A 15,273-nucleotide genomic window follows, 5' to 3' on the forward strand; every position below is an offset into this window, starting at 1 on the left:
ACGAGTTATCGGACAAGGTGTCAGGTCGTGAGGTCAGGTGATGAGGTCAGGTTGCGGTGATGTCTGCGCAGAGCGTGATGAAGCTCGCCGGCGGCAGAGTCAGATTCAGCTGCGTGCCGCGGTCGTAGAGCAGCGTCTCGATATCCTCGAAGCGACGGGGGGCCACCGCCTGCGGTTCAGCTGCGGTGTTGTGGGTAGACACCGTCTCCCCAGTCAGCACTCTGGCACTGACTGTGCCGAGGTGAGCCCCTCTGAGCTCCAGCTCCACGGTGTTCGCCTGGTCAGGATCGAGGTTGGCGGCAGTGATCGTCAGGACTCCGTCCTTGACCGAAGCATTGACGGTCAGGGCATCAACAGCCGGATCGGCTGGCTCTTCACCCGGCGTCGTCGTCGGCTGCCGTTTCCAGTGCACGTCGAGCCGTTGGGCGTCGTGATGGCCCACGCTCATTTCGAAGACGTGATACGTAGGCGTCAGGATCATCTGATGCCCGTCAGTGAGCACCATAGCCTGCAGCACGTTGACGGTCTGGGCGATGTTGGCCAGCATCAGCCGTTCCGCATGAGCGTGGAAGGCATCGAAGTGCACTGCGGCGACCAGTGCATCGCGCATGGTGTTCTGCTGGTACAGGAATCCGGGATTGGTGCCCTCCTCCACATTCCACCAGGTGCCCCATTCGTCCAGGGCGAGACCCACGGTGCGGTGGGGGTCGTAGGCGTCCATCACCGCGGCGTGTCCGGCGAGGATCTCTCGGATCTGCTGCGCCTTGGTGATGGTGGCCCAGTACTCCTCACCGCTGAACTCAGTGGCGCTGCCCTTGTCCGCCCAGGTCCCGGAGAACGTATAGAAGTGGAAGGAGATCGCCTGGAAGATGTCAGCGGGCCTCTTGTCCCCCAGCCCCTTGGTCAGGTGCTTCATCAGGGTTTCTGTCCACGCGTAGTCGTCGTCGGATGCCCCCGCCGCTATCCGGCAGAGCCGGTTCTGCCCGTGGTTGCGGGCGTAGGTGGCGTGCTGGCGCGCGACGGCGACGTACTGCTCGGCCGTCATCTGTCCGCCGCATCCCCAGGGCTCGTTGCCGATGCCGAAGAAGGTGACGTTCCAAGGGGTCTCGCGTCCGTGGCGGCTGCGCAGCTGGGACATGGGCGCCTGGTCCCCGCGCGTGAGGTACTCCACCCACTCGCTGGTCTCGCGCACGGTGCCGGATCCGATGTTCGCGGAGATATAGGGTTCTGCGCCTAAAAGTTCGCACAGCCGCATGAACTCATGAGTGCCGAAGTGGTTGCTCTCCACGACGTCGCCCCAGTGGGTGTTGACCATCTGTGGCCGGTCCTCCCGCGGGCCGATGCCGTCCTTCCAGTGGTACTCGTCGGCGAAGCAGCCTCCGGGCCACCGCAGGTTGGGGATGCGGATGGCCCGCAGCGCCTCCACCACGTCTGAGCGGATGCCATCCACGTGCGGGATGGACGACTCCTCCCCCACCCAGAATCCTTCGTAGATGCAGCGGCCCAGATGCTCCGCGAAGTGGCCGTAGAGGTGGCGGCTGATGGTGGGCCCCGGCACGTCCAGATTGACGACGGCCGATGCTGTGGAGTGCTGATCGGGCATGGGTCTCTTTCGGCGAGTTCTCTCAGAGACGGCTGAGGGTCCGGAGAGCCGCGCTTGATGCGTCTCGACTCATCATGTTTATCGATACATTAGTGACGCAGCTCACACTGGTCAAGGGTTCTTCTGCTTTGGTGCCGCACCGGTCCTCAACGCAGAAGGGGCGGCCCCCAAAAGGAGACCGCCCCTTGCGATGGTGCGGGCGAGCCCGGAGACTCGTCAGCGCTCAGCCGAAGCCTTCTTCTTGCTCCAGACGTCGAAGGCCACAGCCAGCACCAGCACGACGCCGCGGACCACATTCTGTGTGGACTGATCGATTCCCATGATCTGCATGCCGTTGGACATCACCGCCATGATCAGGCCGCCGATGATGGCGCCTTGGACCTTGCCGACACCGCCGGTCACCGCAGCTCCGCCGATGAAGGCGGCGGCGATCGCATCCAGTTCGAACATGTTGCCGGCGCCCGGCTGCGCGCTGTTGGAGCGGGCCGAGTAGACGATTCCAGCAATAGCTGCCAGCAGACCCATATTGATGAACAGCATGAAGTTCACCGTCTTGGTCTTCACACCGGAGAGCTTGGCCGCCTGCAGATTCCCGCCCATGGCGTAGATGTGCCGACCAAAGACCGTGCGCTGGGTGACGAATCCATAGATCAGCACCAATGCGGCCAGCAGGATCAGCACAATGGGCAGGCCGCGCGCGTTGGCCAGGCGCCAGCCGAAGGCCATGATCACCGCGGCTACCAGCAGGATCTTCACTGCGAACAGCCACAGTGCTTCCACAGGCTGCTTGTACTGCAGCTTGCGCATGCGTACGCGCCACTGCTGGACGGCGAAGCCCGCTGCAGCCAGCGCGAAGATCAGCAGGGTGAAGACGTCATAACCTGGGCCACCGAGCAGCCCGTTGAGGAAGCCCCCGGCGATCTGCTGATATTCCCGCGGGAACGGGGAGAGGGAGACGTTGTCCAGCACCTGCATGGTCAGACCCCGGAAGATCAGCATGCCTGCCAGCGTGACGATGAACGCCGGTATGCCCACCACGGCCACCCAGAACCCTTGCCACACCCCCACCAGGGCACCGGTGATCAAGGCGGCAATAATGCCGACCCACCACGGCATGCCTTCGCGTATGACCACCACGGCAGAGACTGCTCCGGTCAGCGCGACCACCGAGCCTACTGAGAGGTCGATATGTCCGGCCACAATGATCATGACCATACCGATGGCCAGGATGAGGATGTATGAATACTGCAGCACCAGGTTGGTGAGGTTTCCCGGGCTGAGCAGTGTGCCTCCGGTCAGCGCGGTGAAGAGCAGGACGATGAAGACGAAGGCGATATAGATGCCGCTCTGGCGCACATTGCGTGTCATCAGCTCAATCAGATTGGATGTCCCGGCCATAGCCTTCTCCCTTAGTCCTTACCTGCAGTGTTCATGGCCGATGATTCGGCGGTCATAAGTTCCATCAGATGCTCGCTGGTGGCGTCCTGCACCCTCACCTCACCGGAGATCCGTCCTTCGGAAAGGGCGTAGATCCGATCGCAGATTCCCATCACCTCGGGCAGCTCCGAGGAGATGACGATGATGGCTTTTCCCGAGGCGGCCAGTTTGTTGATGATGGAGTAGATCTCGTATTTGGCACCCACATCGATGCCGCGCGTGGGCTCATCGAGGATGAGCACCTCCGGCTCGGTGTAGAGCCATTTGCTCAGCACCACTTTCTGCTGATTACCGCCGGAGAGTTTGCCGACGGTGGAGAGCACCGTGGGTGTCTTAATATTCATCGAGTCCCGGTAGCGCTGCGCCACCGCGATCTCCTCGTTGCCGTTGATCCACCCGTGTGGTGCCACTTTGCGCAGTGCTGCTGAGGTGATATTGCGGCGGACATCTTCGATGAGGTTCAGTCCGTAGCGCTTTCGGTCTTCGCTCACATAGGCCAAACCGTGCCTGATGGCATCTGAGACATGCTTCAGCTTGACTTCAGTGCCGTGGATGAAGACCTTCCCGGAAATGTCCCTGCCGTAGCTCTGGCCAAAGACGCTCATAGCCAGCTCAGTCCGGCCTGCGCCCATCAGACCTGCGATGCCCACTACCTCACCGGCGCGGACATTCAGGGACGCTCCATCGACTACTTTGCGCCCGGGCTGTGTGGGATGCCAGACGTTCCAGTCTTCGATCCTGATGACTTCTTCGCCGATCTCCACACTGCGTTCGGGGTACATATTGTCCATATCCCGGCCCACCATGCCTTTGATGATGCGCGGGATCAGCTCATGAGGACCGGCGCTTGAGCGCATGTCTATGGTCTCGATGGTGGCCCCGTCACGAATCACCGTGGTGGAGTCCGCAATCGAAGCGATCTCTCCGAGCTTGTGCGAGATGATGATGCAGGTGACGCCTTCATCCCGCAGCCCGCGGATCAGGCCGAGCAGGTGCTCGGAGTCGTCGTCGTTGAGTGCCGCCGTGGGTTCATCCAGGATGAGCAGGCGCACGTTCTTGGACAGTGCCTTGGCGATCTCCACCAGCTGCTGTTTGCCCACGCCGAGGGCTCCCACGGGGGTGACTGGGTTCTCGCGCAGCCCCACTTTCTGCAGCAGCTGGGCGGCCTCCGAGTTCACCTCATGCCAGTTGATGATGCCGGCGCGCGTGCGTTCATTGCCCAAAAAGATGTTCTCCGCCACAGAGAGATGCGGGACCAACGCCAACTCCTGATGGATGATGACAACACCGCGGGCCTCGGAGTCATTGATCGAAGAGAAGCTGACGGGCTCGCCGTCGAGGATGATCTCCCCTTCGTAGCTGCCAGTGGGATGTACTCCGGAGAGCACTTTCATCAGCGTCGACTTGCCCGCACCGTTCTCGCCGCAGACTGCATGGATCTCGCCGCGGCGCACATTCAGCGTCACATCATCAAGTGCGACGACGCCGGGGAAGCGTTTAGTGATCGAACGCATCTGCAGGATGCAGTCGTCGTTGTCCTGCTCACTCACGGGGTCCTCCTTGAGAGACCGTTGGGCGCGCCGGCCTGCCCTGGGCAGGTGCAGGCCGGCGCGCGATACAGCTGGGGGCAGTCAGCTCTAGAGCTGGCCGGAATCCACCTGCTCCTCGGTGTAGTAGCCGGAATCCACCAGGATCTCCTCGTAGTTGTCCTGAAGGACCATGTTGACGTCCAGCAGGTACGAGGGCACGACCTTCTCGCCGTTGTCGTAGTCCTCGGTGTTGTTGGCTTCCGGTTCCTCGCCGGTGAGGTAGGAATCGGCGGCATTGACCGCCTGCTCGGCCAGCAGACGGGTGTCTTTGAAGATCGTGGAATGCTGGACGCCCTCGGCGATCAGGGAGACCGTAGCGATTTCAGCATCCTGACCGGTCACCACCGGCAGCCCGTCTTCAATGGTGTCGCCCCAGCCGTCATTACGCAGCGCCTGAATGATGCCGCGGGAGAGCGGATCCGCCGGGGCCAGCACTCCGTGCAGCTCCTCGTTGCCGGAGTAGTGGGTGGTCAGCAGGTTCTCCATGCGGCTCTGGGCAGTCTCCTGCTCCCAGCGCTGGGTGGCGGCCTGCTCGATCGAGGTCTGACCCGAAGGCACCTCCAGAGTTCCGTCCTCCATGTAGGGCTCCAAGGTGTCCATGGCACCGTCCCAGAAGAAGTGGGCGTTGTTGTCGTCCAGGGATCCGGCGAAGAGTTCGATATTCAGCGGACCTTCGGGGGCGTCGTCGGCTTCTTCGAAGTTCTCATCGAGGATCCCGAGCCCGTACAGCAGAGCGTTGGCCTGGTTCACGCCGACTTCGTAGTTGTCGAAGGTGACGTAGAAGTCAACATTCTCGCTGTTGGTCAGCAGCCGGTCATAGGCGATCACCGGGATTCCGGCAGAGGCTGCAGCGTCCAGCTGAGCGCTCAACGCCGAACCGTCGATGGAGGCGATGATCAGTGCATCGACCTCCTGGGTGATCATCTGGTCAATCTGCTGTGACTGCGTGGGAATGTCATCATCTGCATACTGCAGGTCCACGTTGTAGCCGAGGTCTTCCAGCCCTTCCTGCACTGCCCGACCGTCGTTGAGCCAACGCTCGTAGGTCTGGGTGGGCATCGCCACGCCCACAGTCATCTCTTCGGGTGCCGCATCCGTGTCGGGACCATCCGAGCCGGCGCCACCGCCTTCACAGGCGGTGATGCCGAAGACGAGGGCAGCTGAGGCACCCAGCGCAACGATGCGCCCTGTGCTGAAGCGATGTTTCATGATCCTTCTCCTTCAAAGTGGCCGGCTGCGGCGATCGCAGCCGGTGGTGATGCTCTGAATCGGTGGTGGTCACAGCCCCTGGGCGAGGCGGTAATAAGCAGCGTTGACGCGCAGCTGCTGGGCGAAGTCACGCCGGGTGGTGGAGTCGTCGATGACGGCGAGTTCAACCCCTGCAATCTCCGCCAGGTCCTCGAAAGCCTCCATGCTCAGCGCCGTGCTCAGCACGGTATGGTGAGCCGCCCCGGAGGTGAGCCAGCATTCGGCCGAGGTCGCGAAGTCTGGATGTGGCTGCCAGACCGCACGGGCCACCGGCAGATTGGGCAGCGGCTGGTCCGGAGGAATCACATCCACGGCGTTGGCGGTGAGCCTGAAGCGCTCGCGCAGATCAGACATGGCGACGACGACGCCGGGACCGGGATCGGTGTCGAAGACCAACCGGACGGGGTCTTCGCGGTCGCCAATGCCTAATGGATGGATTTCCAGACGCGGCCGCGAGGTGGTCAGCGTGGGGCAGATCTCGAGCATGTGCGCGCCGAGGATCTTCTCCTTGCCCGGCGTCATCTCGTAGGTGTAGTCCTCCATCAGCGAAGCGCCGCCGGGCAGCCCGTGGCCCATGACTTTGGCCGCCCGCACCAGCAGCGCGGTCTTCCAGTCCCCTTCGGCCCCGAACCCGTAGCCTTCAGCCATCAGGCGCTGCACCGCTAGACCCGGCAACTGGCGCAGACCGCCCAGATCCTCGAAGTTCGTGGTGAAGGCGCTGAAGCCGCCTTCTTCCAGGAAGGACCTCATCCCGGCTTCCTGGCGTGCTGCATAGATGAGCGCGTCACGGCGCTCGCCGTCGCTGCGCAGTTCAGGCTGGAGGTCATAGAGCTCCTCGTATTCCTGCAGCAGGCTTTCGATCTCAGACTCCGGTACAGCCTCTACGCGTTCGACCAGGTCATTGACCGCCCAGGTGTTGATGGAGCTGCCGAGCCGGATCTCGGCTTCGGTCTTGTCCCCTTCGGTCACTGCCACGTTGCGCATATTGTCGCCGAAGCGGCAGACCTTCATCGTGCGCAGGGCGTCCCAGCCGACGGCCGCCCGTGCCCAGCTGCCGATCTTCGCCCGCACTCTGGGATCACTGCTGTGCCCGACCACGGTTTTGCGGCGGAATCCTGTGCGAGTCGCGATATAGGCGAACTCCCGGTCACCGTGGGCGGCCTGATTGAGGTTCATGAAGTCCATGTCGATACTGGACCAGGGAAGCTCGGCCTGAGCCTGGGTATGCAGGTGAAGCATCGGCTTGTCCAGTGCCTCGAGCCCGGCGATCCACATCTTGGCCGGTGAGAAGGTGTGCATCCAGACGATCACGCCCAAGCAGTTCGGGTCGCTGTTGGCCTCCAGCGCGGCACGTCGGATGGCTTCCCGGTCCTTCAGGACAGGCTTCCATTCCACCGCGACGGCGATCTCTTCGGCTTCATCCAGCACTGCGGCTACGGCGCCGGATTGTTCGGCGACCTGCTGCAGCGTCTCCTCACCGTAGAGGTCCTGGGATCCGGTGAGGAACCAGATGCTCTTCTCCGCAAAGGGGGACGACATCATGATGCTGTGCCTTTCTGCTGGCCGTAGACGTTCTGGTAGCGCGCGAAGAGCGCGTCGATATCGCGCTGCTCCAGGCGCTGAGGATCTCCGTACTGCCGAGCAAAGTGCACTGTGCGTGCGACTTCTTCACACAGCACGGCCGCTTTCACCGCTGCCCGGGCGTCCTTCCCGATGGTGAAGGGGCCGTGCCTGTTCATCAGCACCGCCGGTGACCGGGAATCGCGAAGGGTCTCTACGATTCCGTGCCCGATGGAGTCATCACCGATCAGCGCGAAGGGTCCGACCGGAATATCGCCGCCGAACTCATCGGCCATCATGGTCAGCACGCACGGGATGGGCTCAGCCCGGGCGGCCCAGGCGGTGGCGTAGGTTGAATGGGTGTGCACCACCCCGCCGACGTTGGGCATATGGCGGTAGACATAAGCGTGAGCGGCAGTATCCGAGGAGGGCTGCAGATCTGCGGCAGTGCCGTCGTCGATCTTCTCTCCGTCCAGGGTGCAGACCACCATGGAGGCCGCGCTGAGCTCGTCATAGGAGACTCCGGAGGGCTTGATCACGAACAGCTCGGGGGCACCGTCATCGGTGTCCACCCGTTGCGAGACGTTGCCGGCGGTCCAGACCACCAGGTCATTGCGAGGCAGCTCCGCGTGCAGGGCTGCGACGGTCTCCCGAGTGGCAGCTACCTCTTGCTGGGCCTGCGGGCTGAGATCTTGCAGGGAAATAGTCACGATGCCGCCCCTTCCTGTGCCGCACGCTCGCCGGCGTCATGGCCAGCGTCCTGATCTGGGTCCTGGTCTAGGTCCTGTCCTGCTGGTGCAAAGCTGTTGCGACGCAGGGCTTTGAGCCGGCGCATCACGTTATTGCCACCGCGTCCGAAGTAGTCGTGCAGGGCGGTGTACTCGGCGAAAAGTTCGTCATAGATCCGCTGCGCGTGGGGATTCGGCGTGTAGGCCTCGCGGATCCGCCCACCCATGACTGCTGCGGCGGCGCGTACATCTGGGTATGCCCCGGCTGCAGCTGCCGCGTGGATCGCAGACCCCAGGGCGGGTCCCTGCGCGGAACGAATGGTGGAGATAGGCAGACCGATGACGTCTGCGTAGATCTGCATCAGCACCGGGTTGCGCAACAGCCCTCCGGCTGCCACGAATTCGCGGACTTCAACGCCTGATGCGTTAAAGGCTTCGATAATGGTGCGGGTGCCGAAGGCGGTCGCTTCGATCAGTGCCCGGTAGATCTCCTCGGGTGTGGTGGACAGTGTCTGTCCGATCAGCAGCCCCGAGAGTTCATGGTCAACCAGCACGGATCGGTTGCCGGAATGCCAGTCCAAGGCCACAAGGCCGTGTGCGCCGGGAGCCTGCTCCGCCGCCAGCTCCGTGAGCAGCTCGTGGAGGCTTAACCCCCGTTCCTGTGCTCGCTGAGCGTACTCGCCGGGGACCTGGTGATTGACATACCAGGCCAGAATGTCTCCGACGCCGGACTGTCCGGCTTCGTAGCCCCAGCGGCCTTCGAGGATCCCGCCGTCGACGACGCCGCACATACCCGGCACTTCGGCCAGGACTGATGAGTTCATCACATGGCAGGTGGAAGTCCCCATGATGGCCACCATCTGCCCGTCCTCTACGGCATCTGCGGCCGGGGCGGTGACATGGGCGTCCACATTGCCCACCGCCACTGCGATGCCTTCGGGGAGTCCGGTCCACTGCGCGGCACGAGCGCTCAGCGTCCCTGCCGCATGACCCAGTTGGCCGATCTCGTGGTCGAGCTTGCTGCTGACGAAGTCAGCGAAGTCCGGGTTGAGGGAACGCAGGAATGATTCGGAAGGATACTGTCCGTCCTGGAGAATGCCTTTGTATCCCGCTGAGCAGGCATTGCGCACGTAGTTGTCGGTGAGCTGCCACACGATCCAGTCCGCGGCTTCGACCCAGTGGTCCATGGCCTGGTAGACCTCGGGATCCTCTTCGAGGATCTGGAGGGCTTTGGCGAACTCCCACTCCGAGGAGATGAATCCGCCATAGCGGCTGATCCATGGTTCGGCACGTTCATGGGCCAGGGTGTTGATGCGGTCGGCCTGTGCCTGCGCAGCGTGGTGGCGCCAGAGCTTGGTGTAGGCATGGGGCCGGTCGGCATACTGCGGAAGCTCATTCAGCGGAGTGCCGTCGGAGGTGGTCGGCACCATCGTGCAGGCTGTGAAGTCGGTGCCGATCCCGATGACCTGCTCCGCACTGACTCCTGCCGAGCGCAAGGCCTGCGGAACAGCATTCTTCAGGACCGAGACATAGTCCGCTGGCACCTGCAGAGCCCAGTCGGGCGGCAACGGCTGATCCTGGTCTGCGGTGAGGCTGCGCGCCATCACCGCGTGCTCGTATTCGTGAACGGCGGTGCCCAGTTCGGCGCCGTCGCTGACGCGCACAACAAGTGCCCTTCCAGAAAGCGTTCCGAAGTCCACGCCGATGACGACCTGGTCGACCATCTCTGCCTCTTCCTTGAGCCGGATACCGGGGTGCTCGAAGAACTGCAGCACCCCGTGACGAGCAAGTGATTCAGATCACTGTGACCTGAGTCTCACAAATGTTAACGTTCACATCCCGCTGTACGTCAAGACCCTGGGGCCAATTTGTTGAAAATTCCCAGTCAGCGCTGGGCGGGGCGAACGGATCCGCGCTCGACAAGCTCCGGTGCAATGAAGTTCGGCACCTGGGTGAGTCCGTGGCTCTCGTCCAGAAGCAGCTCCAGGGCAGCGCGCCCGGCGTCCTCGAAGGGCTGCCGCACCGTGGTCAAAGGAGGGGAGAAGTATCCGGCGGCATCGACGTCGTCGAATCCCACCACGGAGATATCCGCAGGCACCCGCAGGCCGCGCTCCTCAAGGGCGCGGATCAGCCCAAGCGCCAGGAAATCGTTGGCAGCGAAAACCGCATCAGGCAGCTGCCCCCAGGACATGATCTGCTGAGCAGCACGGTACCCGCTCTCGGCAGTCCAGCCGCCTGCTTCCACCATGGGCGGCGCACTGAGCTCAGCGACGGCCAGAGCCTGCCGCCAGCCGACCACGCGGCCGCGCGCATCGAACCAATCCATCGGCCCTGCAATATGGGCCACTGAGCGGTGCCCGGCCTCAATCAGATGAGCAGTGGCGCGCCGTGCACCGAGTTCCTGATCAATTCCGGCGACGTCCATGTTGTCTGCCGGCCACAACCCGGAGGTGACAATCACTACCGGTGTCTTCTTGGAGAGCTGCTTGGCTGCCTCAGCCAGCGCGGGTACCGGTGTGATCACCACGATGCCGTCGATTCCATGGCTGAGGAAGAAGTCCAGGGTCTTCTCCACGGTGTCAGCGCTGGCATCGCGGACCACAGTGAGTGCGGTGGCATAGCCGCGTTCGCGCGCGGCCTCCTCAATAGCCAGCGTCATTCTGGCCGGACCGAAGTCGGTATCACCCTGACTGATGACACCAATCAGCCCGGTGCTGCGGGTCTTCAAGGCACGCGCCTGGCTGTTCCGCCGGTAGCCCAGTTCACGCATCACCCGCTCAACCCGGCGTCGGGTATCCGGGGACACGGTCTCCGGGGCATTCAACACCCGGGAAACGGTCTGATGGGAGACTCCCGCCTGTTTGGCGACGTCAACCATCGACGGCGGTCGCACCTGCAGCCGACTGCGTCTGGCCACCGCCCCTCCTCATTCCGGTGTCGTGGTTATCCAGAATCCTGCCACAAGCTGCACTGAGGGCCCCTTCCACAGCACGGAAGGGGCCCTCAGTTCGTGAACAGGATCAACTACGCGAGTTGGCCAAGCGAGAACGGCGACTCAGCAGCACACTGGCCAAACCGCCCAAGAGCAGGGCGGCCAGCACCGCTACCACCGGCGTCACATCAGAGCCGGTCCGCGCCAGGGCGCCCACTACCGGATCCCCACCGGCAGCGCCCGCCGCTGATTCCCCTGCTGGAATCAGCTGTTCGGCGGAACCGTCCAGCTCCACCGAGTCCCCAGCGGAATCGGCATCGGCAGCCGTGCCGTCTTCATCCCCGGTGCCCCCAGCTCCGGTGCCTTCAGCTCCGGTGCCTTCACCGGCACCCGGACCAGCGACTTCACCGCCGGAACCACTATCCCCGCCGGGGGTAGCGCCCTCCTCTGGGGCAGATCCATCCTCCGGGTCAGCGGCATCATCGGCCTCGTCGTCGGCTCCGGGATCCGAGACTGCCACCGCTGGCAGCAGCTCAATGACGGTGGGGTCGGGATTGCTGTTCAGCCTGGCACCGGTATCGGCTGGGGCAGCGTCAGTGAGCTCGAAGAGGCCGTTCATCTCGATGGAACCATCTTCGGCGATCTCCGGACGGATCTCCTGGTAGTCGGTGGAGACGAACCAGTCCTCCTCCACCTGAGTGGGCCTGTCATCACTGGGCGCCAGGCTGAATCCACCGGCTCCGCCGATGAGGGCGGCTGATGCCTGCCCTGAGAGCTGTCCGTTGAAATAGTTGGTGGGGTCATGGAGGAAATCATCCTCCTGATCCCGCAGCTCAATGCTGTCGCTGCCGGAAGCCCCGAAGGAGATCACGCCGGTGGCTTGATAGTCAGTCCACGTGGCGTTGGTGCGCAGCGAGACATTGCCGCCGGTGCGATCAGGCCGAACCTGGTGGTTGAACACGCTGGTGACATTCTCCAGGCGAATATTGGGCCCGGAGTTGGAGGCCACACCATTGCCCAGGTTGCCGTAGGCGATGGAGTTCCGCAGCAGATGGTCACCGGGCATGGACTCTCCGCCCATTTTGAATCCCTGACCATCGGAGCTGCGTTCAGCCGTCGGGTCATCTTCCAGTCGACCGTTGTGATACGCCACGGATTCCTCGATCAGCACGGTGCCGATGGGGCCTTCGGTGGATTTGGCGTAGAGGTCGTAGCCGTCGTCGATGTTGTGATGGCTGATGGTCCAGCGGAACACATTGCCCTCACCAGCGGTGAGCTTGGCGGCGAAGCCGTCAGCGTCGTTGCCCTGCGGGTCAGCGTTGTTGTGGGATTCCGAGGAGACCACCGTGTTGTAGCTGGGCCACATGGAGGACGGCTCGGTGGCGAGGCCGCTGATCTGGACGCCAGTGTCCTGATTGTGATGGGACTCCACGCGTTCGATCACGTTGTGATGGCCCTGGATGTGCAGGGGCTTCTGGCTCGGCGGCGCGGCGGTGATCTCCAGGTTGTAGAGGTGCCACCAGTCGCCCCGGAGGATGATGCCGCCGCCGGTGCTGTTGGACAGATCGAATGTGGCCCGGGTGCCGGGTTCAGACATCAGGATGATGGGCGCATCCTCGGTGCCGGAGTTTCCGCGCTCAATCCGCAGCGCCCGCTCGATGGCGTAGGTGCCGTCCTGCAGCACCACCTGTTGACCGGGCTGGGCGTAGGCCACGGCGGTGTGCACATCCAACGGATCCTGCGGTGTTCCGGTGCCCTCGGGGCTGCCATCCGGTGCGACCCAAATGGACTGACCGGGTTCCCCGTAGGCGTGCACGGTAAAGGTCAGCGGCAGTTCTACTGGTTCGGTGCTGCTGAGCTCTTCATTCTCCTGCAGCTGCGGCTGGTCTTCAGCGATGTCCAGTCGCATAGTGAACTGGTTCTCGCCCGGGGCCAGCCCGCTGAGCTCGAGGCTTTCCTGAGCGCCGGGTTCCATGCTGACAGTTTCGGTGACCTCCTGGCCCTGCCCATCCAGCACGACGACGTCGCCGTAGACATTGGTCACCGCAGGCACCTGGATCTCAGTGTGTGGGGTGGTGGGGGTGATATCGCTGTTCAGCTGGGGCTTCAGGTAGCGGGTGGGGGCTTCCTGGGCGGCGTCGTCGTCATCTGGGTGGATGGTGCTGAACTCCCAGTCGGTGACCGTCACCGCGATATCTCGCGCTACGGCAAGTCCCACATAGAAGTGGTCCTCATTCTGGGTCAGCAGGAAGTCCGGATCGTAGTAGATCACTTCCGGATCCTCGTCCTGGTCACCGCGATGCCAGATGCTGTGGAATCCGGTGTTGGAGCGACGCAGCGTCAGCGTGTAGGTCTCACCGTCCTCGAACCGCGGCGGATTGGTGTTGCTGCCAAAGGTGTAGTCGGGTTTGTACTCCCAGTCGAAGGCTCGCGAATCGCTCAGCGTGCGGTTGGAGCTGGCTTCGGTGGAAGACCCGGTGTAGCCGTGGACAAATTTGCCGCCGGGGGTGCCGTATCGGACTCCTTCTTCTCCACCTGCGCCGTATTCGTATTTGGCGACCATTGCACCTGCGGAGTTGAAGTAGCGGGAGGCCACATTTCCTGGAATGAAATCGTCGATGGCGATCACACCGAAGCCGGACTGGTTGTCTTTGCCGCTGGAGTCATCCACCCGGAAGCTAGCGGTCAGGGTGAAGTTCTCGTTCTGGGGGTCCACCTGCGTGTAGTAGTACCAGAAGCCATCCTCGGAGTCGGCAACCTTGGAGTTGTTGCCGCGGAGGTCGAATTCGATATCTCCGCTGTCATGCACGGTGACCTCACCGCGGTTGCCCACACCCGCGTGGGCGATGTCCCACCGCTGGACCTCACCGGAGACGGTGAAGGTCACCGGCTCAGACACTGACGAGGACGCCTCTTCGCCGTCTCCGCGGTGTGCGGTGACCTGTGCTTCATAGGTCTGGCCGACACTGAGGCTCTGCAGCTCCGCATGGGCGTCTTCCAGGTCCCGGGCGACGGTGATGAACTCTGTTTCCGCCGCGGTGCGCAGCCCCACGCTGTAAGTCTGCGCTTCGGGCACCTGATTCCACTGCAGAGTGACTGCTGCGTGGTCACCGTTGACGGCCGTGGTGAGGCTGGAGGTGATGACCGGCGCCTCTAGGGGCAGCTGAAACCCCGTCAAGCTCGTGGCATCAGAGACAAGTGGCTCAGTTTCTGCGTGACGTTCAAGCTGGATGGTGATCTCATAGTCTCCGCTGGCCTCGGGGGTCAGGGCGATTGTGCCCGCCGAACCGGGAGATACACTGATCTGCTCATCGATCACTTCATCTTCAGCATCGCGCAGGAAGGCACGGAGCACATCGCCGCCGGCGGGCCCGATCTCTGCGGTGTAGCTGACCTCAATGGTTCCGGGGTTGTCAGTGCTTACCTCGGTACCGGTGATGACCGGTGTGCTCACCTGATCCCAGGGGAGACGCTCCGGGGCCTGACCAGCGTCGCTGACCTCCAGATAGTAGAGGTTCACGCCTGAGGCGGGTGAGGCGATCCAATAGGTACCGTCTTCTGCGACCTGGAAGGTCTGGGCTGGGAGCACATTGCCGGATTCACCACGGAATGCGGGGCGCTGATCAAGTTCGGTCCATGACTCGTCGTAAAGGGCCAGCTGGCGATCATCAGTGCCACTGCCGGACTGGGCATAGAAGGTAACTGTCTGCCCCTCTTCGGCCTGGAACTCCACAGAACGCTGAGTTGAGCTTCCGCTGCCGCCCAGCTGCAGGCGCTGCGTGAACTCGTGGCCCTGGTCGGAGCTGCGGCTGTGCTCGGTCACGGTCATATGCGCTGATTCGGTGGCGTGCAGGGTGAACGCACCGTGCTGCGTGGTGCTGCGAATCTCTCCTACCGGGAGGTCACTGGCGCTGAAGACCGTGGATGGGGGTTCCTGCCGGGCCGCAACAGCCTGGGGTGCCAGGCCAACAAAGAGCAGGGCGGCGGCCGCAGCAGCAGCCGCCGTCAGACGCGGGATCATGTATCTCCTCCTTGAGATGTCAATGACTGCAGCCCGAGAAGCACTATCGGCCACGTGCCGCGGCGCGAAGGTCCATCAGCACAGGGAGTGGCCCACTACAGACAGGTGCAGGTGATCCCTTCCACGCTATGTGTGATGCGCGTCACCCTCAATGC

Annotated in this window: 9 protein-coding genes; all 9 read right to left on the reverse strand. The window is 63.1% G+C overall.

Annotated elements, in window-relative coordinates:
- Positions 1 to 46: 46 nt before the first annotated feature.
- Positions 47 to 1,603, reverse strand: a complete 1,557-nt coding sequence (locus ABEA23_RS02680; RefSeq protein WP_345476541.1) for an alpha-N-arabinofuranosidase — start codon at positions 1,601 to 1,603, stop codon at positions 47 to 49.
- A gap of 216 nt (positions 1,604 to 1,819) precedes the next feature.
- The gene (mmsB, locus tag ABEA23_RS02685; protein ID WP_345476542.1) at positions 1,820 to 3,001 is read right to left on the reverse strand and encodes a multiple monosaccharide ABC transporter permease; all 1,182 of its coding nucleotides are present in this window, start codon (positions 2,999 to 3,001) and stop codon (positions 1,820 to 1,822) included.
- A gap of 11 nt (positions 3,002 to 3,012) precedes the next feature.
- Positions 3,013 to 4,554: a multiple monosaccharide ABC transporter ATP-binding protein gene (mmsA, locus tag ABEA23_RS02690; protein ID WP_345476679.1), complete on the reverse strand. Its 1,542-nt coding sequence runs from the start codon at positions 4,552 to 4,554 to the stop codon at positions 3,013 to 3,015.
- A gap of 123 nt (positions 4,555 to 4,677) precedes the next feature.
- Positions 4,678 to 5,838, reverse strand: a complete 1,161-nt coding sequence (chvE, locus tag ABEA23_RS02695; protein ID WP_345476543.1) for a multiple monosaccharide ABC transporter substrate-binding protein — start codon at positions 5,836 to 5,838, stop codon at positions 4,678 to 4,680.
- Positions 5,839 to 5,907: 69 nt separating this feature from the next.
- The gene (araA, locus tag ABEA23_RS02700) at positions 5,908 to 7,416 is read right to left on the reverse strand and encodes an L-arabinose isomerase (protein WP_345476680.1); all 1,509 of its coding nucleotides are present in this window, start codon (positions 7,414 to 7,416) and stop codon (positions 5,908 to 5,910) included.
- Entirely contained in the window at positions 7,416 to 8,147 is a 732-nt protein-coding gene (locus ABEA23_RS02705) for an L-ribulose-5-phosphate 4-epimerase (RefSeq protein WP_345476544.1), read from the reverse strand. The genes araA and ABEA23_RS02705 overlap by 1 nt, the downstream gene beginning before the upstream one ends.
- Positions 8,144 to 9,889, reverse strand: a complete 1,746-nt coding sequence (gene araB, locus ABEA23_RS02710; RefSeq protein WP_345476545.1) for a ribulokinase — start codon at positions 9,887 to 9,889, stop codon at positions 8,144 to 8,146. The genes ABEA23_RS02705 and araB overlap by 4 nt, the downstream gene beginning before the upstream one ends.
- Before the next feature lie 161 nt (positions 9,890 to 10,050).
- A complete protein-coding gene (locus tag ABEA23_RS02715; protein ID WP_345476546.1) occupies positions 10,051 to 11,082 on the reverse strand; it encodes a LacI family DNA-binding transcriptional regulator in 1,032 nt (343 codons plus the stop codon).
- Positions 11,083 to 11,185: 103 nt separating this feature from the next.
- A complete protein-coding gene (locus tag ABEA23_RS02720; RefSeq protein ID WP_345476547.1) occupies positions 11,186 to 15,118 on the reverse strand; it encodes a right-handed parallel beta-helix repeat-containing protein in 3,933 nt (1,310 codons plus the stop codon).
- Positions 15,119 to 15,273 lie beyond the last annotated feature (155 nt).

Origin of the sequence: Nesterenkonia rhizosphaerae (assembly GCF_039544555.1) — a bacterium.
Taxonomy (GTDB): domain Bacteria; phylum Actinomycetota; class Actinomycetes; order Actinomycetales; family Micrococcaceae; genus Nesterenkonia; species Nesterenkonia rhizosphaerae.

What these genes read in the sequence shown, in the direction of transcription:
- ABEA23_RS02680 (WP_345476541.1), bottom strand. Translation starts at nt 1,603, where the DNA reads ATGCCCGATCAGCACTCCACAGCATCGGCCGTCGTCAATCTGGACGTG.
- mmsB (WP_345476542.1), bottom strand. Translation starts at nt 3,001, where the DNA reads ATGGCCGGGACATCCAATCTGATTGAGCTGATGACACGCAATGTGCGC.
- mmsA (WP_345476679.1), bottom strand. Translation starts at nt 4,554, where the DNA reads ATGCGTTCGATCACTAAACGCTTCCCCGGCGTCGTCGCACTTGATGAT.
- chvE (WP_345476543.1), bottom strand. Translation starts at nt 5,838, where the DNA reads ATGAAACATCGCTTCAGCACAGGGCGCATCGTTGCGCTGGGTGCCTCA.
- araA (WP_345476680.1), bottom strand. Translation starts at nt 7,416, where the DNA reads ATGTCGTCCCCCTTTGCGGAGAAGAGCATCTGGTTCCTCACCGGATCC.
- araB (WP_345476545.1), bottom strand. Translation starts at nt 9,889, where the DNA reads ATGGTCGACCAGGTCGTCATCGGCGTGGACTTCGGAACGCTTTCTGGA.
- ABEA23_RS02720 (WP_345476547.1), bottom strand. Translation starts at nt 15,118, where the DNA reads ATGATCCCGCGTCTGACGGCGGCTGCTGCTGCGGCCGCCGCCCTGCTC.